General features: G+C 59.5%; 23 protein-coding genes and 2 tRNA genes. 19 read left to right on the plus strand and 6 right to left on the minus strand.

The window, feature by feature from the left end; translation table 11 throughout:
* Positions 1 to 465 carry a 50S ribosomal protein L13 gene (rplM, locus tag RDL77_RS13835; protein WP_182547164.1) on the minus strand — a complete coding sequence of 155 codons (465 nt, stop codon included), beginning with the start codon at positions 463 to 465 and terminating at the stop codon, positions 1 to 3.
* A gap of 282 nt (positions 466 to 747) precedes the next feature.
* Positions 748 to 1164 (minus strand): PaaI family thioesterase, encoded by a 417-nt coding sequence (locus tag RDL77_RS13840; protein WP_288193347.1) that lies wholly within the window; start codon positions 1162 to 1164, stop codon positions 748 to 750.
* 89 nt (positions 1165 to 1253) lie between these two features.
* Between RDL77_RS13840 and RDL77_RS13845 the strand changes: the two genes are divergently transcribed.
* The 5 genes from RDL77_RS13845 to RDL77_RS13865 all read left to right on the plus strand — a co-directional run bounded on the left by RDL77_RS13845 (position 1254) and on the right by RDL77_RS13865 (position 4876).
* The gene (locus RDL77_RS13845) at positions 1254 to 1793 is read left to right on the plus strand and encodes a hypothetical protein (protein ID WP_288193348.1); all 540 of its coding nucleotides are present in this window, start codon (positions 1254 to 1256) and stop codon (positions 1791 to 1793) included.
* A gap of 33 nt (positions 1794 to 1826) precedes the next feature.
* Entirely contained in the window at positions 1827 to 2642 is an 816-nt protein-coding gene (locus RDL77_RS13850) for an enoyl-CoA hydratase (protein WP_288193349.1), read from the plus strand.
* A 4-nt stretch (positions 2643 to 2646) separates the two neighbouring features.
* Entirely contained in the window at positions 2647 to 3171 is a 525-nt protein-coding gene (locus RDL77_RS13855) for a CoA-binding protein (protein ID WP_288193350.1), read from the plus strand.
* A gap of 63 nt (positions 3172 to 3234) precedes the next feature.
* Positions 3235 to 4521: an O-acetylhomoserine aminocarboxypropyltransferase gene (locus RDL77_RS13860; protein WP_288193351.1), complete on the plus strand. Its 1287-nt coding sequence runs from the start codon at positions 3235 to 3237 to the stop codon at positions 4519 to 4521.
* A 4-nt stretch (positions 4522 to 4525) separates the two neighbouring features.
* A complete protein-coding gene (locus RDL77_RS13865) occupies positions 4526 to 4876 on the plus strand; it encodes a cupin domain-containing protein (protein WP_288193352.1) in 351 nt (116 codons plus the stop codon).
* A gap of 14 nt (positions 4877 to 4890) precedes the next feature.
* On the opposite strand, the gene RDL77_RS13870 is transcribed toward RDL77_RS13865, so the two are convergent.
* Together RDL77_RS13870 and RDL77_RS13875 are read right to left on the minus strand one after the other, a co-directional pair.
* Positions 4891 to 6141, minus strand: coding sequence for a cytochrome P450 (locus tag RDL77_RS13870; RefSeq protein WP_288193354.1), 1251 nt, complete (start codon positions 6139 to 6141; stop codon positions 4891 to 4893).
* 2 nt (positions 6142 to 6143) lie between these two features.
* Positions 6144 to 6296 (minus strand): hypothetical protein, encoded by a 153-nt coding sequence (locus RDL77_RS13875; protein WP_288193355.1) that lies wholly within the window; start codon positions 6294 to 6296, stop codon positions 6144 to 6146.
* 40 nt (positions 6297 to 6336) lie between these two features.
* Between RDL77_RS13875 and RDL77_RS13880 the strand changes: the two genes are divergently transcribed.
* The 4 genes from RDL77_RS13880 (at position 6337) to lon (ending at position 12629) form a co-directional block, all read left to right on the plus strand.
* Positions 6337 to 7440, plus strand: a complete 1104-nt coding sequence (locus RDL77_RS13880; protein WP_288193356.1) for an FAD-binding oxidoreductase — start codon at positions 6337 to 6339, stop codon at positions 7438 to 7440.
* A gap of 146 nt (positions 7441 to 7586) precedes the next feature.
* A complete protein-coding gene (locus RDL77_RS13885; protein WP_091883799.1) occupies positions 7587 to 8216 on the plus strand; it encodes an ATP-dependent Clp protease proteolytic subunit in 630 nt (209 codons plus the stop codon).
* A 231-nt stretch (positions 8217 to 8447) separates the two neighbouring features.
* Positions 8448 to 9722, plus strand: a complete 1275-nt coding sequence (clpX, locus tag RDL77_RS13890; protein ID WP_223615762.1) for an ATP-dependent Clp protease ATP-binding subunit ClpX — start codon at positions 8448 to 8450, stop codon at positions 9720 to 9722.
* A gap of 480 nt (positions 9723 to 10202) precedes the next feature.
* The gene (gene lon, locus RDL77_RS13895; protein ID WP_223615763.1) at positions 10203 to 12629 is read left to right on the plus strand and encodes an endopeptidase La; all 2427 of its coding nucleotides are present in this window, start codon (positions 10203 to 10205) and stop codon (positions 12627 to 12629) included.
* 72 nt (positions 12630 to 12701) lie between these two features.
* On the opposite strand, the gene RDL77_RS13900 is transcribed toward lon, so the two are convergent.
* Both RDL77_RS13900 and RDL77_RS13905 read right to left on the minus strand, forming a co-directional pair.
* Positions 12702 to 13304, minus strand: a complete 603-nt coding sequence (locus RDL77_RS13900) for a HupE/UreJ family protein (protein WP_288193358.1) — start codon at positions 13302 to 13304, stop codon at positions 12702 to 12704.
* A gap of 214 nt (positions 13305 to 13518) precedes the next feature.
* Positions 13519 to 13594 (minus strand) — tRNA-Val (locus RDL77_RS13905).
* 190 nt (positions 13595 to 13784) lie between these two features.
* Between RDL77_RS13905 and RDL77_RS13910 the strand changes: the two genes are divergently transcribed.
* From RDL77_RS13910 to nuoG, 10 genes are all read left to right on the plus strand, one after another.
* Positions 13785 to 13861, plus strand: a tRNA-Asp gene (locus tag RDL77_RS13910).
* Positions 13862 to 14213: 352 nt separating this feature from the next.
* On the plus strand, positions 14214 to 15425 hold the full coding sequence (locus RDL77_RS13915) for an MFS transporter (RefSeq protein ID WP_288193360.1): 1212 nt from the start codon (positions 14214 to 14216) through the stop codon (positions 15423 to 15425).
* A gap of 441 nt (positions 15426 to 15866) precedes the next feature.
* Entirely contained in the window at positions 15867 to 16232 is a 366-nt protein-coding gene (locus RDL77_RS13920; RefSeq protein ID WP_091883778.1) for an NADH-quinone oxidoreductase subunit A, read from the plus strand.
* On the plus strand, positions 16223 to 16804 hold the full coding sequence (locus RDL77_RS13925) for an NADH-quinone oxidoreductase subunit B family protein (protein WP_223615194.1): 582 nt from the start codon (positions 16223 to 16225) through the stop codon (positions 16802 to 16804). Before RDL77_RS13920 ends, RDL77_RS13925 begins: the two co-directional genes overlap by 10 nt.
* 9 nt (positions 16805 to 16813) lie before the next feature.
* Positions 16814 to 17422: an NADH-quinone oxidoreductase subunit C gene (locus RDL77_RS13930; protein ID WP_288193363.1), complete on the plus strand. Its 609-nt coding sequence runs from the start codon at positions 16814 to 16816 to the stop codon at positions 17420 to 17422.
* Between the two features lie 42 nt (positions 17423 to 17464).
* Entirely contained in the window at positions 17465 to 18655 is a 1191-nt protein-coding gene (locus tag RDL77_RS13935) for an NADH-quinone oxidoreductase subunit D (protein ID WP_223615192.1), read from the plus strand.
* Entirely contained in the window at positions 18655 to 19653 is a 999-nt protein-coding gene (gene nuoE, locus RDL77_RS13940) for an NADH-quinone oxidoreductase subunit NuoE (RefSeq protein WP_288193364.1), read from the plus strand. The genes RDL77_RS13935 and nuoE overlap by 1 nt, the downstream gene beginning before the upstream one ends.
* Before the next feature lie 66 nt (positions 19654 to 19719).
* Complete coding sequence (gene nuoF, locus RDL77_RS13945; protein ID WP_105735490.1) at positions 19720 to 21024, plus strand: NADH-quinone oxidoreductase subunit NuoF; 1305 nt, start codon at positions 19720 to 19722, stop codon at positions 21022 to 21024.
* A 12-nt stretch (positions 21025 to 21036) separates the two neighbouring features.
* Positions 21037 to 21630: a helix-hairpin-helix domain-containing protein gene (locus RDL77_RS13950; protein WP_288193365.1), complete on the plus strand. Its 594-nt coding sequence runs from the start codon at positions 21037 to 21039 to the stop codon at positions 21628 to 21630.
* Between the two features lie 103 nt (positions 21631 to 21733).
* Positions 21734 to 23815, plus strand: coding sequence for an NADH-quinone oxidoreductase subunit NuoG (gene nuoG / locus RDL77_RS13955; RefSeq protein WP_288193366.1), 2082 nt, complete (start codon positions 21734 to 21736; stop codon positions 23813 to 23815).
* The last annotated feature ends 2 nt before the right edge of the window (positions 23816 to 23817 follow it).

Raw genomic sequence — 23817 nt, forward strand, 5'->3', positions numbered from 1 at the left:
TTATGCGCTCCTTTTGTTCTTGGAATTCAGCGCGCCAACGTCGAGGACTTCTGGGGCCTGAGCTTCATGGGGGTGATTGGAACCTGCGTAAACGCGGAGGTTCTTCATCTGGCGACGGCCGAGCGGACCACGGGGAACCATGCGCTCGATAGCCTTTTCGACGACGCGTTCCGGGAAACGGCCTTCGAGCAGCTGACGGGCAGTGCGTTCCTTGATGCCACCTGGGTGGCCGGTGTGCCAGTAGTAAACCTTGTCGGTAAACTTCTTACCGGTGAGCGCAACCTTTTCAGCATTGATGATGATGACATTGTCGCCATCGTCAACGTGAGGGGTGAAGGTTGCTTTGTGCTTGCCGCGCAGGATGTTGGCGACGATGGAAGCGAGACGGCCGACGACGAGACCTTCGGCGTCAATCAGGATCCACTTTTTCGTCACATCTGCTGGCTTCTGAGAGAAGGTAGCCATTTGTGTTCGTCCTTGAGATCATCCTTCACATAGGAAGGCTTTTCTTGTTGCTTGCGTTGCGTCAATGGTAGTCATTCACGCAACAGTTAAATGCGGCAGGAAGAACCTACCGCAGTCGAGGGGTTCAATACCGGCCCAACAGGATCACGTCAAGCAGATGTTTTTGGCAGTTTTGACAAATATTCTTTATAAAACAATAGCTTATGGAAAAGGTATTATATTACCACACGCTTCTTGCCCGGATTTGCAGCGTTTTGCGGGATTTTGGGCTCGCTTGCAGCCCTAGCTGCGCGGCGGAATCGAATAAGTCGCGGTGGCATGGGCCACGAGTTCGTTGTCTTCGCCATTGGTGAGCGCGATATCCATCACCGCGAGCCGTTTGCCCAGCTTGAGCACCTTTGCCGTGGCATCGATGGGCCCGAGTTGCGGCTTGCGCAGGAAGTTGATGTTGAGATTGGTCGTCACCGCCAGGGCGACCGGGCCGATCTGCGCGAGGATCGCCACATAGGCGGCAATATCGGCAAGGGCAAACAGGGTGGGTCCCGATACCGTGCCGCCGGGGCGCAGGTGCCGGTCCGCCGGATCAAGCCGCATCGTGGCATAACCCGGGCCGGCACCGGTGACGGTGTAGGCAACCCCGTCAGCGTTCACCTGTGGAAACTCCCGCTCGAGAAAGGCCGTTAACGCTGTTACATCCATTGCCGTTTCCAAAGGGCACTCCATCTGTTCTCTGGCGATGATCGCTGGTATTCCTAATCATCCGTGTCTTCTTTGCAAGGAAGCCAGTCATGACGCTGCTCCGATCCACGCTGTTTTTCATTGCCGTTCTGGCGGCAACACCCGTGGTGCCATCCTTTGCACAGACCGCGCCGCAGATCGAACCCTTCAGCCTGCCGGTCCGGCCGGTGGCGCTGACCCAGGATATCATCAAGCGCTTTCTCTACAGCTTTGCCCCCGTTGGCGCGCAGATGAAGGAAGAAGCGGCGGGCAATGCCGTCCTTTCACCGGAAGCAACGGCGCGGCTGGACAAAAAGGCGGCGGAATACGGCTTCAAGGATTTCAATGACTGGGGCGAAACCACAAGAACGATCATGGTGACCTATCATTGGGTGACCAATCCGGAACCGCGCGAGGAGGTGGAAAAGGCCATCGCCTCCATTCCGTCCATGCCCAACCTGACCGATAAGCAGAAGGCGGAAATGATCGACGGCCTGAGGAGCGGATTGGCAACGGTCGAGAAAGCACGCCCGTCGGCGGAGAATCTCGCTATTGTCAAAAAGCACGTGAGTTCGATCAAACCACTCTATAAACAATGGACCAGTCTTTGACCGGGTTGCAAGCGCTGGGGAATGAGGAGCGATATGGGAGAAGTTCACATTATCCGCAAGGATGAACCAATCGTCGGATATGAGCTTGCCTCGGGCGTTCTGCGCCTGACATTGCAGAATCCGCCCGCCAATGCCCTCTCGCTCGCCATGATGCGCCTGCTGCTCGATCATTTGCATGCGGCGCGGGATGACAAGGCGGTGCGCGTGATCATCATCGATTCGGCGCAGAAGCTGTTTTCGGCGGGCCATGATCTGAAAGAACTGACCGCGCACCGGCAGGACGCTGATCGGGGCCGGGCCTTTTTCGAGACGACGATGCTGCTCTGCGCTGAACTGATGCAGGCCATCGTCCACCATCCAAGGCCAGTGATTGCCGCCGTCGGCGGTCTTGCAACGGCTGCCGGTTGTCAGCTTGTCGCGTCCTGCGACCTGGCGATCTGCTCGGACAAGGCGACATTCTGCACGCCGGGCGTCAATATCGGCCTGTTCTGCTCGACGCCGATGGTGGCCCTGTCGCGCAATGTCTCGCGCAAGCAGGCCATGGAAATGCTCCTCACCGGCGAGATCATCGATGCCTCGACCGCACGGGAGTTCGGTCTGGTCAACCGGGTCGTGCCGCAGGAGTACCTGAATCCGATTGTCAGGAAATACGCGCAAGCCATTGCGGAGAAATCGACTTTAACCGTCAAAACAGGCAAGGAAGCCTTTTATCGGCAGGCCGAAATGGGACTTTCCGAGGCCTATGCCTATACGGCGCAGGTGATGGTGGAAAACATGCTGGCGCACGATGCGGAGGAAGGCATCAACGCCTTCATCGAAAAGCGCAAGCCGGAATGGACGGGCGAATAAGCGCATGGATCACGATCATTACCCGGACGACTATATCAGCGGCATTCTTTCATCCGTCAAAACCATTGCCATGGTGGGTGCATCAGCCAATGAGGTGCGGCCAAGCTTCTTTGTCATGAAGTACCTGATCGACAAGGGCTACCGGGTCATACCGGTCAATCCGGGACAGGCGGGCAAGGACATTCTCGGCCAGAAGGTTTTTGCGCGCCTCGCCGATATCCCTGAAGCCATCGACATGGTCGACGTGTTCCGCGCCTCCGAGGCCGTGCCGGCGATTGTCGATGAGGTCTTGACGCTGACGCCGCTGCCGAAGGTCATCTGGACGCAGTTGACGGTTCGCCACGACGAAGCGGCACGCAGGGCCGAAGCGGCGGGTATTCAGGTGGTGATGAATCGCTGCCCGAAGATCGAATATGCGCGGCTGTGCGGCGAGATCGGCTGGAGCGGCGTCAATTCGCGCATCCTGTCGGCGAAAAAACCGCAGATGCGGCAGGGCTTCCAGAGTTTTGGCCTCAGATCGCCAAAATAGGTTGGCGGCAAAGCTGCGATCCCATAGCGTGTAGCAAAATCAGGAATGACAGGGAGATGAACCATGGCGCACCGCGCACCCGGAATTGAAACTCTTGCCGTACATGCGGGCGCCCAGCCCGATCCGGCAACCGGCGCGCGCGCCACGCCGATCTACCAGACGACGGCCTTTGTTTTCGACGATGCCGACCACGCCGCATCGCTGTTCGGCCTGAAGGCCTTCGGCAATATCTATACCCGCATCACCAACCCGACCAATGCGGTGCTTGAAGAGCGCGTGGCGGCACTGGAAGGCGGCACCGCGGCGCTGGCGGTTGCATCGGGCCACGCGGCACAGTTCCTGGTGTTTCATACACTCATGCAGCCCGGCGACAATTTCATTGCCTCCAGAAAGCTCTATGGCGGTTCGATCAATCAGTTCGGCCAGTCGTTCAAGTCCTTCGATTGGCATGTGCGCTGGGCGGAACCCGACGATCTCGCCTCGTTCGAAGCGCAGATTGACGACCGGACTCGCGCAATCTTCATCGAGAGCTTTGCCAATCCCGGCGGCATCGTCACCGATATCGAGGCCATCGCTGCCATCGCCCACAAGCACGGCCTGCCGCTGATTGTCGACAACACGCTGGCGTCGCCCTATCTCATCCGTCCCATCGAACATGGTGCCGATATCATCGTGCATTCCATGACCAAATTCCTCGGCGGCCATGGCAATTCCATGGGCGGGGTGATTGTCGATTGCGGCACGTTCGACTGGTCGAAGTCGGGCAACTATCCGCTGCTGTCCGAGCCGCGCAGCGAGTACAACGGCATCGTGCTGCACGAAACCTTCGGCAATTTTGCCTTTGCCATTGCCTGCCGCGTCCTCGGCCTGCGCGATCTCGGGCCGGCGCTGTCGCCGTTCAACGCGTTCCAGATCCTGACGGGGATCGAGACCTTGCCGCTGCGCATGCAGCGCCATGCGGACAATGCGTTGAAGGTGGCGCAGTGGCTTTCCAGCCACGCAAAGGTTGCCTGGGTCAGCTATGCCGGGCTGCCGGACGACCCCTATCATGCCCTGCAGCAGAAATATGCGCCGCGCGGTGCCGGTGCGGTTTTCACCTTCGGGCTGAAGGGCGGTTACGAAGCCGGGGTCAAGCTGGTCGAGCACCTGCAGCTGTTTTCGCATCTGGCCAATATCGGCGATACCAAGTCCCTGATCATCCATCCCGCATCGACCACGCATCGGCAATTGAGCGATGCGCAGAAGATCGCCGCAGGTGCGGGGCCGGATGTGGTGCGACTGTCCATCGGTATCGAGACCGTCGAGGATCTGATTTCCGATCTCGACCAGGCTTTGACGAAGGCGGGATAGACCCATGGCATCGTCGCATTTCGTCACCATCGATTTCGGCAGCATCGATCCCGAACACGGCGCCCCGGCGGCAGATCGGGTGATCGCGGGCGATCCGCAGTTCCGCACCTGGAACTGCGACGAGGCCGATGGCGGCCTCTACGCCGGGGTCTGGGAAGCAACGCCGGGCAAATGGCGCATCGTCTATGACGAGTGGGAGTTCTGCCACATTCTCTCGGGCCGCTCGATCGTCACGGAAGAGGGCGGCAAGGAGCAGCATTTGCAGGCCGGAGACAGTTTTGTGCTGCGCCCCGGCTTTCGCGGCACCTGGGAAGTCATCGAAACAACGCGCAAGGAATATGTGATCAGGTTGTGAGTGCGAACTCGTGCTTACCACTCCACCTCCAACCGCTCCAATCCATGGAAATGATAGGTATCCTTGAAGCGCGGGGCTTCCTTGAAATGCAGCCCGGGAAGCCGGTCGAACAGCACTTTGAGCGAGACCTGCAGTTCCAGCCGCGCCAGCGGTGCGCCGATGCAGAAATGGATACCCGCGCCGAAGGAGAGGTTTTTCTGGTCTGACCGTCCCGGCAGGAAAGCTCCGGCATCGGCAAAGGCGTTGGGATCGCGGTTGCCCGCGCCGAGCATCAGGCCGATCTGGTCGCCGGGCTTCACCGCAATGCCGTCGCCAAGGTCGATTTCTTCATAGGCATAGCGCGTGAACATGTGCAGCGGCGCGTCGAAACGCAGGCATTCCTCGATGGTCCGCGCCGTCGAATCCGCATCGCAAAACAGGTCGGCGGCGCTGCGGCCGCTTTCCACGATGGTTTTGACCGCATTGCCGGTCTGGTGCACCGTGGCTTCGTGCCCGGCATTGAGCAGCAGGATCGCCGTGGTGATCAGTTCATCTTCCGACAGTTTCGCACCATCCGCCTCGGCCGCCAGCAGCAGGCTGAGAAGATCGTCGGCCGGTTCGCTGCGCCGCCGTCCGGCATAGTCCCTGAGGAAGCTGGAGAACTCGGCAGCGGCGGCGTTGGCGCTGTCTTCCGACCGGCGGTTGCGGCCGTGCATGTACATCGCCACCATGCGGTGTGACCAGTCGAGAAGCCGCGGCGCCGCTTCCGTCGGCACCCCGAGCATTTCGGCAATCACGGTGACAGGAATGGGCGTGGCGAAATCGGCGATGAGATCGGCTTTGCCCTTTGCTTCGAAGCGGTCGATCAGCGCGTGCGCCAGCGTCTCGATGCGCGGGCGCAGCCTTTCCACCTGCCGGGAGACGAAGGCCCGGTTCACCAGCGTGCGCAGCCGGGTATGGGTGGGCGGTTCCAGCTCCAGCATCGAGAATTTTTCGACGTGGTCGAAATCCTTCAGATGCGCGCGATCACCGGTGTTGCCCTGGGAATCGGCGATGCCGTGGCGGTTTTCCCGGCCGAAGCGGCGGTCGCGCAATAGTTTGTTGACGCCGTCATAGCCGATGAAACACCAGAAGCCGTATTCCTCCCAGAAGAACGCCGATGTCTGCGCGTGCAGCGCGGCATAGGTGCCGTAGGGATTCTGCACGAAGACCTGGTCGTGCGGATCGAGCCGCAGATGGCGGGTGGCAGGCGTGAACTGGAATGAGGCGGGCGTAGCAGGGGTCATGATCAGATATACCGTGGGTCAGACGAAGGAAAGGCAGGGAACAGGCGGGTCACCGCTTTGCAGGAAGGAAAGCCGCAGGTCGCGGCAAACACAGGATGAAAGCTTTCCACGTCGAAAATGTTTGAGCAATCGATGCGAATGGTTTCATATTGCATGCGAATCTCCCTCCTTCAGCAGTCATAGCAGGACCCCATCATGAAAATCACCATCGTCGGAGCAGGAATTGCCGGACTGTCCAGCGCCTGGTCGCTGACCAAGGCCGGTCATGCGGTGACGTTGATCGAGCAGGGGCCGATTCCCAATCCGCTGGCAGCCTCGGGCGATCATCACCGCATCATCCGCCGCGCCTATGGTGCCGCGGGCGGTTACGCTGATGCGATTTCGGAGGCCTATGCGGCCTGGGACGAGCTGTGGCAGGACATCGGCACGAGCCATCTCGATCCGCGCGGCTTCATCTGCATATCGCGCGACGCGGACGATGACGCCGAGGAATACCGCAAGGGGCTTGAGCAGGGCGGCTATCCCCTTGAGCTTTATGAGCCCGCCGAGGCCATAAAGCGCTATGGCTATCTGGAAGCGGGCACGTTCCGCTATGCGTTCTTCTCGCCGGAGGGCGGCGCGCTGCATTGCCGCAGGATCGCCGGGGATATGGCGCGCTGGCTGCGCGCGCACGGCGCCGCGCTTCTGGAAAACACCGGAGTGACTGCCGTCGACAGCGCCGCAGGGACGGTGACCTTGGCCGATGGTACGGTCATTGCTGCTGACAGGGTGGTCGTCCCGGCGGGTGCATGGGTGACAAAACTGTTCCCCGATCTCGTCTCCTCGCTCACCACCTACCGGACGGCCGTGGTCTATCTCGAACCGCCGGCGGATTTGCAGGCAGCCTGGGAGCATTCTCCCGTCGTGCTCGATGTGGGCGGGCGTACCGACGGTTATATCATCCCGGCCAGCGGCGGCGGCGGCCTGAAATTCGGCTCGGGCCTGCACAAGCGCAAATCGGCGGATGCCAACGCTGCCCGCGTTGCCGAACCGGGCGAGGGCGAAGCGATCCGCGATCTCTTCGCCCCGCCGCTGCAGCGGATCGGCGAATACAGGGTGAGCGGTGTTGTCACCTGCGCCTATACCTTCACCGCCGATGAACGGTTTTTCGCCGTGGAACGGGACAAATGCCTCGTCGTCTCGGCCTGTTCCGGACATGGGTACAAATTCGGCGCGGCGGTCGGGCGGCGGGTCGCGCAAACGCTGGGAACCGGCGATGTGCCGCTGCTGCAGCGCTGGTTGCGGGCGGAAGCCGCGTAAAAAGCGGTTCTGCGCTTGCGCTCCTCACCGGATGGCGGCAGAACATCTTGCGGAACAGGGTGGCAACACCCTATGTATCGAAAGTGTAATCCACGAATCTTGGGGGCGTTCAAACCCCTTGTTCTCCAAAACGCTGAGGCCCACCGATGAGAGATCCAATCGAAACAGCAATGAACCTCGTACCCATGGTCGTCGAGCAGACCAACCGGGGCGAGCGGGCCTATGATATTTTCTCGCGCCTGCTGAAAGAACGCATCATTTTCATTACCGGACCCATCGAGGACGGCATGGCGACGCTGATCTGCGCCCAGCTTCTGTTCCTTGAATCGGAAAATCCGAAGAAAGAGATCAACCTCTACATCAATTCGCCCGGCGGTGTCGTCACGTCGGGCATGGCAATCTACGACACCATGCAGTTCATCCGTCCGGCCGTCTCGACCCTGTGCTTCGGTCAGGCCGCGTCGATGGGCTCGCTGCTGCTGACAGCCGGTGAAAAGGACATGCGCTTCGTGCTGCCCAACGCCCGCATCATGTTGCACCAGCCATCCGGCGGTTTCCAGGGCCAGGCATCGGACATCGAGCGCCATGCCCAGGACATCATCAAAATGAAGCGTCGCCTCAACGAGATCTACGTCAAGCACACGGGCCGCGACTATGAGACAATCGAGAAGACTCTCGACCGCGACCACTTCATGACGGCACAGGAATCACTCGAGTTCGGTCTTATCGACAAGGTGCTTGAATCCCGTGCGATCATCGAAGGGGATGCAAAGTAACCGGCTAAATGGCCGCACCGGGTCGAGAATGAACTTTTTTTGACCCGGATGCGGACTTTTTGCCACACATCCGGCTTGCATGCAGGCCAACAGACGCTACGTTAAGTGATTGGTGAGTAGAGGAAGCCTATTCTTCGAATTACTATTCGAATCATTCCCCGCAGGGCAGAGTCCCGAAGGGGGTGAACGGTTCCCGGCCAAACAGGGCGCCGATACTGAAAGGAAACTGCAATGAGCAAAGTCAGCAACGGCGGCGGTGATTCAAAGAATACGCTTTATTGCTCGTTTTGCGGGAAGAGCCAGCACGAAGTTCGCAAGTTGATTGCGGGCCCGACTGTTTTCATCTGCGATGAATGCGTCGAGCTGTGCATGGACATCATCCGCGAGGAAAACAAATCCTCGATGGTGAAATCCCGCGAAGGCGTTCCGACGCCGCAGGAAATCATGGCGGTGCTCGATGATTACGTCATCGGCCAGAACCATGCCAAGCGTGTTCTCTCTGTCGCGGTGCACAACCACTACAAGCGGTTGGCCCACGCATCGAAAAACAATGAAGTCGAACTGGCGAAGTCCAACATCCTTCTCGTTGGTCCAACCGGTTGCGGCAAAACCTATCTGGCGCAATCGCTCGCCCGCATCATCGACGTGCCGTTCACAATGGCAGACGCGACGACGCTGACGGAAGCCGGTTATGTCGGTGAGGATGTCGAGAACATCATTCTCAAGCTGCTCCAGTCGGCCGACTACAATGTCGAGCGGGCCCAGCGCGGCATCGTCTATATCGACGAAGTCGACAAGATCAGCCGCAAGTCCGACAACCCGTCGATCACCCGTGACGTGTCGGGTGAGGGCGTGCAGCAGGCGCTGCTGAAGATCATGGAAGGCACGGTCGCTTCCGTTCCGCCGCAGGGCGGGCGCAAGCATCCGCAGCAGGAATTCCTGCAGGTGGACACGACCAACATCCTGTTCATCTGTGGCGGTGCCTTTGCCGGTCTTGACAAGATCATCTCGGCACGCGGCGAGAAGACGTCCATCGGTTTCAGCGCAGCGGTCAAGAGCCCGGACGAGCGTCGTGTCGGCGCAATCTTCCGCGAGCTTGAGCCGGAAGACCTCTTGAAATTCGGCCTTATCCCCGAATTTGTCGGCCGTCTGCCTGTCATCGCCACGCTCGAGGATCTCGACGAAGCTGCCCTGGTGCAGATTCTGTCGGAACCGAAGAACGCCCTGGTCAAGCAGTACCAGCGCCTGTTCGACATGGAAAACGTCGAGCTGACGTTCCATGAGGATGCGCTGAAGGCAATCGCCCTCAAGGCCATTGCCCGCAAGACCGGTGCACGCGGGCTGCGTTCGATCATGGAAAAGATCCTGCTCGACACGATGTATGAACTGCCGACGCTCGACGGCGTTCAGGAAGTCGTGATCTCCGGCGATGTGGTCGAGGGCAATTCGCGCCCGCTCTACATCTATGCCGAACGCAAGGAAGAAAAGGGCAATGTTTCGGCGTAAGGCGCCGAACCAGTGTCTGGAAAGCAGGGCTCCGCGTCAGCGGGGCCTTTTGCATTTTGACCCTGGCATTTGTTGCGGGTCTTAATTGTGCCACGAAACAATATTTACGGTTGATTAACCATGCGGGGCGCACAATTTTTGCAAAGCAGCGTCGGTAATACAGTGTAGGCCGGGCAGTATCGCCCCCGTCGACAGATGATTTCCACGAAAATCATCCTCTTCAGCGGTGTGCTGCATCGCAAAAGATTGCGCTTGGAGTTTGGTAGGAGCAGGATAGATTACGATTCTGTGACCGAGCTTGAAACCGGGGCGCTTGAAACCGGAGCCCCGCCACTCCAAGTAAAGGTTAAGCTGCACAGCCGGTCGTATGCCGCTCTTCGCATGATCCCCAAAATGGATCCCGATTTTGGAAAAGATCATGCAACCAAAGGGTACCCGGATGTGGCGATCTAGGCCGATTGGCCTGAGAAAGGACATGAAATGACGGTTGCAAGCAAGAAGACACTGGCGGGTGGAGAAAGCGGGCTTTATGCCGTTTTGCCATTGCGCGATATCGTTGTCTTCCCACACATGATCGTTCCGCTCTTTGTCGGTCGCGAAAAATCCATTCGCGCACTCGAGGAAGTGATGGGCGTCGACAAGCAAATCCTGCTTGCCACACAGAAGAACGCTGCGGATGATGATCCGCAGGCGGATGCCATCTACAGCATCGGCACCATTGCCAATGTCCTGCAGTTGCTGAAACTGCCGGATGGTACGGTCAAGGTTCTGGTCGAAGGTATTGCCCGCGCTGAAATCACCAGTTTCAGCGACCGCGAGGATTACCACGAAGCCAATGCCACGACGCTGTCGGAACCCGCCGAAGACGCGGTTGAAATCGAAGCCCTGGCCCGCTCCGTCGTGTCGGACTTTGAAAACTACGTGAAGCTGAACAAGAAGATTTCGCCAGAGGTCGTTGGCGCTGCCGGACAGATCGAGGACTACTCGAAGCTGGCCGATACGGTCGCCTCGCATCTTGCGATCAAGATTCCCGAGAAGCAGGACATGCTGTCGATACTGTCCGTGCGTGCACGGCTGGAAAAGGCCATGTCGTTCATGGAGTCGGAAATTTCCGTTCTTCAGGTGGAAAAGCGTATCCGTTCGCGCGTCAAGCGCCAGATGGAGAAGACCCAGCGCGAGTACTACCTCAATGAACAGATGAAGGCGATCCAGAAGGAACTCGGCGACGGCGAAGACGGCCGTGACGAGGCAGCCGAGCTGGAAGAGCGCATCAAGAAGACGAAGTTCTCCAAGGAAGCGCGCGAAAAGGCCAATCAGGAGCTGAAGAAGCTTCGCCAGATGAGCCCGATGTCCGCCGAAGCGACGGTTGTCCGCAACTATCTCGACTGGCTGCTCACCATTCCGTGGGGCAAGAAGTCGAAGGTGAAGAACGACCTGAACCTCGCCGACGAGATCCTGGATGCCGAACATTACGGCCTCGACAAGGTGAAAGACCGGATCGTGGAATATCTCGCCGTGCAGTCACGGTCGACCAAGATCAAAGGTCCGATCCTGTGCCTCGTTGGTCCTCCCGGCGTCGGCAAGACCTCGCTGGCCCGCTCGATCGCCAAGGCAACCGGCCGTGAATATGTCCGCATGTCGCTTGGCGGCGTGCGTGACGAGGCTGAAATCCGCGGTCACCGCCGCACCTATATCGGTTCGATGCCCGGCAAGGTCATCCAGTCGATGAAGAAGGCAAAGAAGTCCAATCCGCTCTTCCTGCTCGATGAAATCGACAAGATGGGCCAGGATTTCCGCGGTGATCCGTCTTCGGCTCTGCTCGAGGTGCTCGATCCGGAACAGAACTCAACCTTCATGGATCACTATCTCGAGGTCGAATATGACCTCTCGAACGTGATGTTCGTGACGACCGCCAATACGCTGAACATACCGGGTCCTCTGATGGACCGTATGGAGATCATCCGTATTGCCGGTTACACGGAAGACGAGAAGGTCGAGATCGCCAAGCGGCACCTCCTGCCCAAGGCCATCCGCGACCATGCGTTGCAGCCGAAGGAGTTTTCCGTATCGGAAGGCGCGATCCGTGCCATCGTCCGCGATTACACGCGGGAAGCCGGCGTGCGCAGTCTCGAACGTGAACTGATGAAGCTTGCCCGCAAGGCAGTGACGGAAATTCTGAAGTCGAAGACCAAGAAGACGGTGAAGGTCACCGAGACCAACATCAACGACTATCTCGGCGTGCAGAAGTTCCGCTTCGGCCAGATCGACGGTGAAGATCAGGTTGGCGTTGTCACAGGTCTTGCCTGGACTGAGGTGGGCGGCGAACTGCTGACCATTGAAGGCGTCATGATGCCCGGCAAGGGCCGCATGACCGTCACGGGCAACCTGCGCGACGTGATGAAGGAATCGATTTCCGCAGCGGCATCCTATGTCCGCTCCAGAGCCATCGATTTCGGCGTCGAGCCGCCGCTGTTCGACCGCAGGGACATCCACGTGCACGTGCCGGAAGGCGCGACACCGAAGGACGGTCCGTCGGCCGGTATCGCGATGGTGACAGCCATTGTCTCGATCCTGACCGGTATTCCGGTGCGCAAGGATATCGCCATGACCGGCGAGATCACGCTGCGCGGACGGGTCCTGCCGATTGGCGGCCTGAAAGAGAAGCTGCTTGCCGCCCTGCGCGGTGGCATCAAGACGGTTCTGATCCCGGAAGAAAACGCCAAGGATCTGGCGGAAATTCCGGACAATGTGAAGAACGGCCTTGAGATCATCCCGGTATCGCGTGCCGGGGAAGTGATCAAGCATGCGCTCGTGCGTCAGCCGGAGCCGATCGAGTGGACGGAGCCGGTCAACGTGCCTGCCGCCGCCGTGGTCGAGGATGATGCTTCGGCGCAGATCGCGCACTGACGCCATCGGAAATAAACAATCAAAAAGCCGGGCAAGCAATTGCCCGGCTTTTTGATTCGGCATTCCAGTTGTTTAGAGCGCGCCTGTCAGGATGCCGACGCCCGCGAGCGCCGCCAGGCCGCCAATGATTCGCACCGCGCTGGGGCCGGCGCGCTGGCTGATTCCGCCGATGGCAAAGCCGATGCCGATACCGGCGACGTGGAGCAGGGCAGTGGCAGCCATGAAGCCGCCCGCATAGGCGAGGCCGCCGGCGCTTTCCGGCATTTCCGCGCCATGGGCGTAGCCATGGAAAATGGCGAAGAGGCCGACGAGGGCGGTTGCAATGGCCACCGGCGCCTGAATCTCAAAGGCCACCGCCGCTCCGAGCACAATCACCGAGAGCGCGATTGCGAGTTCGACGAAGGGCAGGCTTACTCCGGCAGCGCCGAGCGCGCCGCCAGCGGCCATCATCCCGACAAATGCTGCCGGAACGAGCCACAGGGCGCGTCCGCCCAGCTGGAAGGCAAGGATGCCGACGAGAATCATCGCCAGGACGTGATCGAGGCCGGAGATGGGGTGGGCGAAGCCATGGGTAAAGCCGCTGGTATCACCCACGCCGACATGCGCATGGGCAAGGGCAGGGTAAAGCGTGGCGAATGAAAGGAGTGCGATTCGTGCTGCACGGTTGTTTGGCATGTGATGTTCCCGTTTTCTGGTTTGCTCTTGGAAGGAGGAGAACATTGTTGCCGCAGAAAATCGCCGGCGCAAAGGATAAAATATTGCCGCTGCTCACTGCGGGCTGGAAAAATCCGCAACTGGCGAATCCCAACCGCGCACGCATGTCGGCTGCGACGTGAACAGACCAGTTATCTCGGCTTGAAGAAAGGGAAGAAAATATTCCGCTGGGGAATGGTGGGCGATGAGAGACTCGAACTCCCGACATCTTCGGTGTAAACGAAGCGCTCTACCAACTGAGCTAATCGCCCCCTCACAAAGGGTGTGTGGGGAGCGTTTAGGCGTTTCGTGCGATATTGGCAAGAGGGTATGAGACACTTTTATGATTTGTTCGAAGAGTTTTTCACAATCGCATTTTTCCTGTCGACTAGTGCTTGACACTCCCCCGCGAACCCCTTAAACGACCGCTCACACCAGATGAATTTCTGGTTTGCAAAGTGCGCGGGTGTAGCTCAGTTGGTTAGAGTGCCGGCCTGTCACGCCGGAGGTCGCGGGTTCGAGCCCCGTCACTCGCGCCACTTTCCCTCTCAAGCAATTGATGTAAATGCTTGATATTACGGAAAGTGGTGCCCCGCACGCTTGCATCTCTTCTCTCCCGAATGTTCCCACGGTCCACTGCCTGCCGCTCTCCGGTTCGCCCCTCTGGCGCCTGCCGGTTTCTGATGCGGCTTAGGAAAATCAGTCCTGTCTGTTTTTCCGCTGGTATGCGGACGGCGAATCTTTTCCGCTGTTTTCAACCCGTGGATACGATTCGCCGCCGGGATGAATCGCCCCGCATAAATGCATTGCTGCGTTGCACAAAAATCAGTTGTGAAACCCTTGTGGACTAGGCAGCATGATTCCTTACTCCAGCTCCGATGGTTGCCGCCCATGCCCTTGCCGATTCTCGCTCTTGCCATTGCCTCCTTCTGCATCGGCACCACCGAATTCGTGATCATGGGTCTGTTGCCGGAAGTCGCGGCCGACCTGCGTGTCACCATCCCCCATGCAGGCCTGCTGGTGACCGGCTACGCCCTTGGCGTCGTCATCGGTGCACCCATCATCGCCATTGCCACGGCATCCCTGCCGCGCAAACCCGTGCTCATTGGTCTTGCGATGCTCTTCGTCGTCGGCAATCTGTTCTGCGCCATTGCCCCCAATTACTGGATGCTGATGATCGCCCGCGTCGTCACGGCCTTCGGGCACGGTGCTTTCTTCGGCATCGGGTCGGTGGTGGCCGCCAGCCTGGTGCCGCGCCACAAGCGCGCCAGCGCCATCGCGCTGATGTTTGCCGGGCTGACACTTGCCAATATTCTCGGCGTGCCCGCCGGTACCGCCCTCGGCGAGCTCTATGGCTGGCGCTCGACCTTCTATGCGGTCGTCGCCATCGGTGTCGCCGCGGTCATCGCCATCGCGCTGCTGGTTCCCGCGGCCGGTGAAGAAGAGAAGGGCGGCGGCATTCTCAACGAGATCAAGGTTCTCGGCAAACTGCAGGTCTGGCTTGCCATGCTGATCTCGGCGCTCGCCTCCGGCAGCCTGTTTGCCGTCTTTACCTACATCAAGCCGATCCTCACCGATGTGTCCGGCCTGTCGACGGCGGCGGTGACCTGGGTTCTGCTGCTGTTCGGAGCTGGGATGACCGTGGGTAATGTCATCGGCGGCAAGCTTGCCGACTGGAAGCTGATGCCCACTGTTATCGGTACCCTGGTCACCGTGGTGTTCACCCATGCCCTGCTGGCGGAAGTCAGCGGCACGGCGGCAGCGGCAATCGCCGTGGTGTTCCTGTGGGGCATGCTGACCTTCGTCATCGTTCCGCCGTTGCAGATGCGGGTGGTCGAAACCGCGAGCGAAGCGCCCAATCTGGCGGCCACGCTCAACCAGGGCGCATTCAACGCGGGCAATGCCGCCGGTGCCTGGGTTGGCGGCGCGGCGCTCACCTGGGGCGTGTCCTATCAGAACCTGCCCTTCGTGGGATCGGCGCTGGCCTTGCTCGGTCTTGGCGTGGCCGTCTGGTCGCTGCTGCTCGACCGCAGGGCGCAGAAGAAGCAATATCTATCCGAAGAGGGGGAAAGGCTCAGTCTGGAGCCTCTCGCGGGTCTCTAAGCGCCCCTCTTTCCCAGACTCTGCACAACAGCATTCGCGCCCTGGCGCGCGTGCTGTTTCCACGCGCGCGGCATATCTGCATTTTGTCCTAAATCGTTTATAGGACCGAATGTCGCAGTTCTGAATACCACGTCGCGGACAAACAGGCCGGCAAGGCACATTAATATCATTCTAAAGAGTGATTCAGCTGTGTTTTGCGGGCCAAACTGGCTTAAAACTGCGAAATTCGCGGCTTTTTATGGATATGCGTCACGAAATGGTGACAAAAAACCGGTGGTATTGGGGCGATTGTTGCACTTGCGCGCATGGCGCTAACGCGCTAACCCTCGCCGCATCGTACCGGTGTCAAAGCTGGTGCGGTCTGTCGCGTATTGGTGGCAGTCATGTGCATAACATGGCATTCTTGTCAGCCTGAGTTCACAAGGCGGAAAAAGTCGGATCATGAACGAGCTTTTAAGTTCCTACCTGCCCATCGTTATCTTCATCGGGGTAGCGCTGGTAATCGGTTTGGCACTGTTGGTTGCGCCTTTTCTGGTCGCATACAAGTCGCCAGACCCGGAAAAATTGTCGGCCTATGAGTGCGGCTTCAACGCATTCGATGATGCCCGCATGAAATTTGATGTCCGCTTCTATCTTGTCTCGATTCTGTTCATCATCTTCGATCTGGAAGTTGCCTTCCTGTTTCCGTGGGCCGTGGCCTTCAGCAAGATCGGCTGGTTCGGTTTCTGGTCGATGATGATCTTCCTCGGCGTTCTGACAATCGGCTTTATCTATGAGTGGAAAAAGGGAGCGCTGGAATGGGATTGACCGCTAGCCAAACCACCCTCGTGGCACCGAAACCCAAAGGCATTCTTGATCCCGGTACGGGCAAGCCGATCGGTTCCGATGATGCGTTTTTCGGTGAGATCAACAATGAGCTCGCCGACAAGGGATTTCTCGTAACCTCCGCCGATGCGCTGGTCACCTGGGCGCGCACCGGTTCGCTGATGTGGATGACCTTCGGCCTTGCCTGCTGCGCGGTCGAAATGATGCACACCTCCATGCCGCGCTATGACGGCGAGCGGTTCGGCTTCGCCCCGCGCGCGTCACCGCGTCAGTCCGACGTGATGATCGTTGCCGGCACGCTGACCAACAAGATGGCTCCGGCGCTGCGCAAGGTCTATGACCAGATGCCTGAGCCACGCTACGTCATCTCGATGGGCTCCTGCGCCAATGGCGGTGGGTATTATCACTATTCCTATTCGGTGGTGCGTGGTTGCGACCGCGTCGTGCCGGTGGATATCTATGTGCCGGGCTGCCCGCCCACGGCCGAAGCGCTGCTCTATGGTGTTCTGATGCTGCAGAAGAAAATCCGCCGCACCGGCACGATCGAGCGATAGGAGAGGGCGATGTTTGAAGAAGCATTGAATGAACTCTCCAGCTACCTCCAGGAAAAGCTGGGTGCGTCGCTGAATTCGGTGGCCCTGGCCTATGGCGATCTGAGTGTTGAAGTCGACACGGCAAAACTGCTGGATGTTCTGACCTTCCTGCGTGACGACGTGCAGTGCCAGTTCATTTCGCTGATCGATATCAGCGGCGTGGATTATCCCTACCGCTCGCATCGCTTTGACGTGGTCTATCATCTTCTGTCGCCGCGCCAGAATCTGCGCATCCGCATCAAGGTTGCCACGGACGAAGATACACCCGTGCCTTCCGCCACGCCGGTCTATCCCGGTGCCGACTGGTATGAGCGCGAGACCTACGATCTCTATGGCGTGCTGTTCTCCGGTCATCCGGATCTGCGCCGCATCCTGACCGACTACGGTTTTGACGGCCATCCGCTGCGTAAGGATTTCCCGCTGACAGGCTTCGTCGAAGTCCGTTATGACGACGAGGTCAAGCGCGTCGTATATGAACCTGTCGAACTGCGGCAGGAATTCCGCAATTTCGACTTCCAGTCACCCTGGGAAGGCACGGATTATGTGCTGCCGGGTGATGAGAAGGCCAAAGCGAATTGAATGCGTGCGAATACAGACGTGTAAGACGCCAGGAAGCGAAATATGACTGAACACAGCGTCCGCAACTTTAACATTAACTTCGGCCCGCAACATCCTGCGGCGCACGGCGTTTTGCGCCTTGTGCTTGAACTGGACGGTGAGGTGGTCGCGCGCGTTGACCCGCATATCGGGCTGCTGCATCGCGGCACCGAGAAGTTGATGGAAGCCAAGACCTATCTGCAGGCCGTGCCCTATCTCGACCGCCTCGACTATGTGGCGCCGATGAACCAGGAGCATGCCTATGCGCTGGCCGTCGAGCGCCTGCTCGGCATTGAGGTGCCCAAGCGCGGCCAGCTGATCCGTGTTCTGTTCTCGGAAATCGGCCGTATCCTGTCGCATCTGCTCAACGTGACCACGCAGGCCATGGACGTCGGTGCCCTGACGCCGCCGCTCTGGGGCTTCGAAGAGCGCGAAAAGCTGATGGTGTTCTACGAGCGCGCCTGCGGTGCCCGTATGCATGCGGCCTATTTCCGTCCCGGCGGTGTGCATCAGGATCTCCCCGACAGACTCATCGAGGATATCGGCAAGTGGTGCGATCCGTTCCTGCAGACCGTCAAGAATCTCGACGACCTGATCACCCCGAACCGCATTTTCAAGCAGCGTAACGTCGATATCGGCGTCGTGAAGCTGGAAGACGCATGGGCATGGGGTTTCTCCGGCGTCATGGTGCGCGGCTCGGGTGCTGCCTGGGACCTGCGCAAGTCGCAGCCCTATGAATGCTATTCCGAGATGGAATTCGATATTCCGATCGGCAAGAACGGCGATTGCTACGACCGTTATCTCATCCGCATGGAAGAAATGCGCCAGTCGGTGCGCATCATGCGCCAGTGCGTCGATCTCCTGCTGGGCAAGGAGCGGGTAGGGCCCGTTTCCAACATGTCCGCCAAGATCGTTCCGCCGAAGCGCGGCGAGATGAAGCGGTCGATGGAAGCGCTGATCCATCACTTCAAGCTTTACACTGAAGGTTATCACGTGCCTGCCGGTGAGGTTTATGCTGCCGTTGAAGCGCCCAAGGGCGAATTCGGCGTGTTCCTTGTTTCCGATGGCTCCAACAAGCCATACCGCGTCAAGCTGCGCGCCCCGGGCTTTGCCCATCTCCAGGCCATGGACTTCCTGTGCCGTGGTCACATGCTGGCCGACGTCTCCGCTGTCCTCGGCTCGCTCGATATCGTATTTGGTGAGGTTGATCGCTAATGTCCGTCCGTCGTCTTGCAGAAGATAGCGTCCAACCAGCAGCCTTCGCGTTCAATCGCGAAAACACTGCCTGGGCCAAGCAGACCATCAAGAAGTATCCCAAGGGCCGTGAACAGTCCGCAGTCATTCCGCTGCTGATGCGCGCGCAGGAACAGGATGGCTGGGTCACCAAGGCTGCCATCGAGCATGTTGCCGTCATGCTCGACATGCCGCTGATCCGCGTTCTCGAAGTGGCGACATTCTATACGCAGTTCCAGCTGAAGCCGGTCGGAACCCGTGCCCATATCCAGGTTTGCGGCACTACGCCCTGCATGCTGCGCGGCGCGGAAGACCTGAAGAAGGTCTGCCAGCACCGCATCCATCGTGAGCCGTTCCACACCAACGAATCCGGCACTTTGTCGTGGGAAGAGGTGGAATGCCTCGGTGCCTGCGTCAACGCGCCGATGATCATGGTGTTCAAGGATACCTATGAGGATCTGACGCCCGAACGCCTCGAGGAAATCATCGATGCTTTCGAAGCCGGCAAGGGCGATACAATCACGCCCGGCCCGCAGATCGACCGTTATTTCTCCGCCCCTGAGGGCGGCGCAACGACGCTGATCGAAGGCAATGGCGCAGCCAAGCCGAAGCGTGCGGCAAAGGCTGCCGATGCTGCTGCTGTTCCGGCCGCCAGTGCGGCAAAGCAGGACGAAGCACCGGCAAAGGCCGTATCACTCGAGGACAAGAACCGTCCGGCCGCGATCGACAAGCCAGCTGTCGTGGATGATCTCGAACTGATTTCCGGCGTCGGCCCGAAGATTGCAGGCATCCTGCATGAACTCGGCATCTATACATTTGCCCAGGTCGCCAGCTGGAAAAAGGCTGAGCGCGAATGGGTTGACGGTTACCTCAACTTCAAGGGCCGTATCGAACGCGACGACTGGGTCAAGCAAGCCAAGGCCTTGGCCAAGGGCGGCGAAGCCGAGTACATCAAGGTTTTCGGCAAGAAGCCGAGATAAGATCATTGGCGGAAACGATGTGCGTTTTCGCTGGAGAATGGACGAAGAGAGTAGGACGGGTGCGATATGCTCGCTGACAAAGACCGCATCTTCACCAATATTTACGGCCTTTTCGACAAATCGTTGAAGGGTGCGATGTCACGCGGCTGCTGGGATGGCACCGCAGGGATCATCGCCAAGGGCCGTGACTGGATCATCAACGAGATGAAAGCCTCCGGCCTGCGCGGCCGCGGCGGCGCCGGCTTCCCGACGGGTCTGAAGTGGTCCTTCATGCCCAAGGAAAGCGACGGCCGCCCGCATTATCTCGTTATCAATGCCGACGAATCCGAGCCGGGCACCTGCAAGGACCGCGATATCATGCGCCACGATCCGCATACGCTGATCGAAGGCTGCCTGATTGCCGGTTTCGCCATGGGCGCCAACACCTGCTACATCTATGTGCGCGGCGAATATATCCGCGAGCGTGAAGCGCTGCAGGCCGCCATTGACGAATGCTATGACGCCAAGCTGCTCGGCAAGAACAACAAGAACGGCTGGGACTACGACATCTACGTCCATCACGGCGCCGGCGCCTATATCTGCGGCGAAGAAACCGCATTGCTGGAAAGCCTTGAAGGCAAGAAGGGCCAGCCGCGCCTGAAGCCGCCATTCCCGGCCAATATGGGCCTTTATGGCTGCCCGACCACCGTCAACAATGTTGAATCGGTTGCCGTTGCCCCGACCATCCTGCGCCGCGGCGCTGCATGGTTCTCCGGTATCGGCCGTCCGAACAATGTCGGCACCAAGCTGTTCATGATCTCCGGTCACGTCAACCGTCCATGCACGGTCGAGGAAGCCATGGGCATCACCTTCCGCGAACTGGTCGACAAGCATGCGGGCGGTGTTCGCGGCGGCTGGGACAATCTGCTGGCGGTTATTCCCGGCGGCGCATCCTGCCCGGTCGTTCCGGCTGCCGATATCATCGATTGCCCGATGGATTTCGATGGGTTGCGCAACGTGAAGTCGTCCTTCGGTACGGCGGCGGCGATCGTCATGGACAAGTCCACGGATATTGTTCGCGCCATTGCGCGCCTGTCCTACTTCTTCAAGCACGAGAGCTGCGGCCAGTGCACGCCATGCCGCGAAGGCACCGGCTGGATGTGGCGCGTCATGGAACGCATGGCGGTTGGCAATGCGCAGAAGCGCGAGATCGACATGCTGCTCGACGTGACCAAGCAGATCGAAGGCCACACCATCTGCGCGCTCGGCGACGCGGCGGCATGGCCGGTACAGGGTCTGATCCGGCATTTCCGTCCGGAAATCGAACGCCGTATCGATGAGTTTACACGCAACGCTTCTGCGGCAAGCCCCGTGCTTGTCGCAGCAGAGTAGGGTTGAAGGGCCATGCCGGATACCGGAACAGACAAGCGATCGGGTGCGGACTGGTCGGCGGTGATGCCGAAGCAGGTCGTTCCGGCTGCCAATCTGCTGACACCGCCGATGGGCGCGATGGCGGCGGCGTCTGTTGTGGGTCTCGGCATCGCCAGTCAGATGTGGGGGCTGTGGGCCGGTGCTCTTGCCGGTATGCTTGATGCCAACACGAAGCTGAAGCCGCTGGACAGGTCGCCGGCGGCCGCGGCAAAGCAGGCGCCCGATGTTGCTGAGTTAAAGACGATCATACGTAACAAGGCGACAGTAACCGCACCAAAGGTGGTTGCCGGCAAAGAAGCCAAGCTGGCGGTGGTTTCAACGGGGCCGTCGAAACCGGCGGCAATCGCAAAGCCGGCCTTGCCGGATGACCTGAAGCGGATTTCGGGCGTTGGCCCGAAGCTGGAGCAGGTCTTGAACGGTCTTGGCATCTACACCCATGCGCAGATTGCAGCATGGTCACCCCAGGAGATTGCCTGGGTCGATGATCATCTGAAATTCGGCGGGCGTATCGTGCGGGATGAGTGGGTCAAACAATCCGCTGTCTTGGCGGGGGGGAAGCCCGAATAAAGCCATGCTGGCCTGGACCGGCATGGAGCAATTGAAGGTATTTCAGCGGTTTCGCGGGAATGCCAAATGAAAATGCGGAATGTTCCGCGAGGTTGGACAGACGATGGCAAAGATCAAAGTCGACGGTAGGGAAATCGAAGTACCGGATCACTACACGCTTCTGCAGGCTGCGGAAACGGCGGGTGCCGAGGTGCCGCGATTCTGTTTCCATGAGCGTTTGTCGATCGCCGGCAATTGCCGCATGTGCTTGATTGAAGTGAAGGGCGGACCGCCCAAGCCTGCCGCGTCCTGCGCCATGGGCGTACGCGACCTGCGTCCGGGCCCGAACGGCGAGACTCCGGAGATTTTCACCAACACGCCGATGGTCAAGAAGGCCCGCGAAGGCGTGATGGAATTCCTGCTGATCAACCATCCCCTGGATTGCCCGATCTGCGATCAGGGCGGCGAGTGCGACCTGCAGGATCAGGCGATGGTCTTTGGCGTGGATTCCTCGCGCTACAAGGAAAACAAGCGCGCCGTTGAAGACAAATATATCGGACCGCTCGTCAAGACGGTCATGACGCGCTGCATTCACTGCACGCGCTGCGTCCGCTTCACCACCGAAGTGGCCGGTATTTCCGAGCTCGGCCTGATCGGCCGCGGCGAAGATGCCGAAATCACCACCTATCTCGAGCAGGCGATGACATCGGAGCTGCAGGGCAATGTGATCGATCTTTGCCCGGTCGGTGCGCTGACATCCAAGCCCTACGCCTTCCAGGCCCGTCCGTGGGAATTGACCAAGACTGAATCCATCGACGTGATGGATGCCGTCGGCTCGTCGATCCGCGTCGATACCCGCGGCCGCGAAGTGATGCGCGTTCTTCCGCGCGTCAACGAGGCGGTGAACGAGGAATGGATTTCCGACAAGACCCGCTTCATCTGGGATGGCCTGCGCACCCAGCGCCTCGACCGCCCCTATGTGCGTCGGGATGGCCGTCTGGTTCCGGCAAGCTGGCCGGAAGCGTTCGAGGCGATCAAGGCTGCCGTTGCCAAGACGACCGGCGACCGGATCGGGGCGATTGCCGGCGATCTGGCCAGCGTCGAAGAAATGTATGCGCTCAAGCAGCTCGTCACATCGCTCGGCTCCGCCAATATCGACGGACGTCAGGACGGAACGGTCCTGAACACGGCCAATGGCCGCGCCTCCTATATCTTCAATCCGAGCATTGACGGTATCGAAGACGCTGACGCGGTACTGATCATCGGTTCCAATCCGCGCTTTGAAGCGTCGCTGCTCAATGCCCGCCTGCGCAAGCGCTGGCGCGCTGCCGGAATTCCGATTGCGCTGATCGGCGAACAGGCCGACCTGCGTTTCAACTACGAATATCTCGGCGCCGGTGCGGACACGTTGGCGGAACTTGCCAATGGCTCGCTGAAATTCCATGCGGTGCTGAAGAAGGCCAAGAAGCCGATTATCATCATCGGGCAGGGCGCGCTCAGCCGTGCGGATGGCAATGCGGTTCTCGGTCTCGCTGCCAAGATTGCTGCGGATACCGGCGCGCTTGCCGATGACTGGAACGGTTTCGGCGTCATTCATACGGCTGCAAGCCGTGTCGGTGCACTCGATATCGGTTTCGTGCCGGGCGAAGGCGGCAAGTCGGTCGCGCAGATGCAGGGGGCACTCGACGTGCTGTTCCTGCTCGGCGCCGACGAACTGAACTGGGCCGGCAAGGGCGGTGCCTTCACCGTCTATATTGGCACCCATGGCGATCAGGGCGCGCACAATGCCGACGTGATCCTGCCGGGCGCGACCTATACGGAAAAGTCCGGCACCTTCGTCAACACCGAAGGCCGTGTGCAGATGACCAACCGCGCCGCCTTTGCGCCGGGCAATGCCAAGGAAGACTGGGCGATCCTGCGCGCACTGTCCGATGTGCTCGGCAAGAAGCTGCCATTCGACTCGCTTGCCGCCCTGCGTGCAAAACTTTATGCAGAATACCCGCACCTGGCCGTCGTCGACGCCATCCAGGCCGGTGATGCTGCCGACATCAAGAAACTGGCCAATGCGTCGGGCACCGTTGACAAGACGGCCTTCGTATCGCCGGTCCAAGACTTCTACTTGACCAACCCGATCGCCCGCGCCTCAGCCGTCATGGCTGAATGTTCCGCGCTGGCCAAGGGCGGCTTCAAGCAGGCGGCCGAGTAGGC

Source organism: uncultured Phyllobacterium sp. (genome assembly GCF_902479695.1).
GTDB classification, from domain to species: domain Bacteria; phylum Pseudomonadota; class Alphaproteobacteria; order Rhizobiales; family Rhizobiaceae; genus Phyllobacterium; species Phyllobacterium calauticae.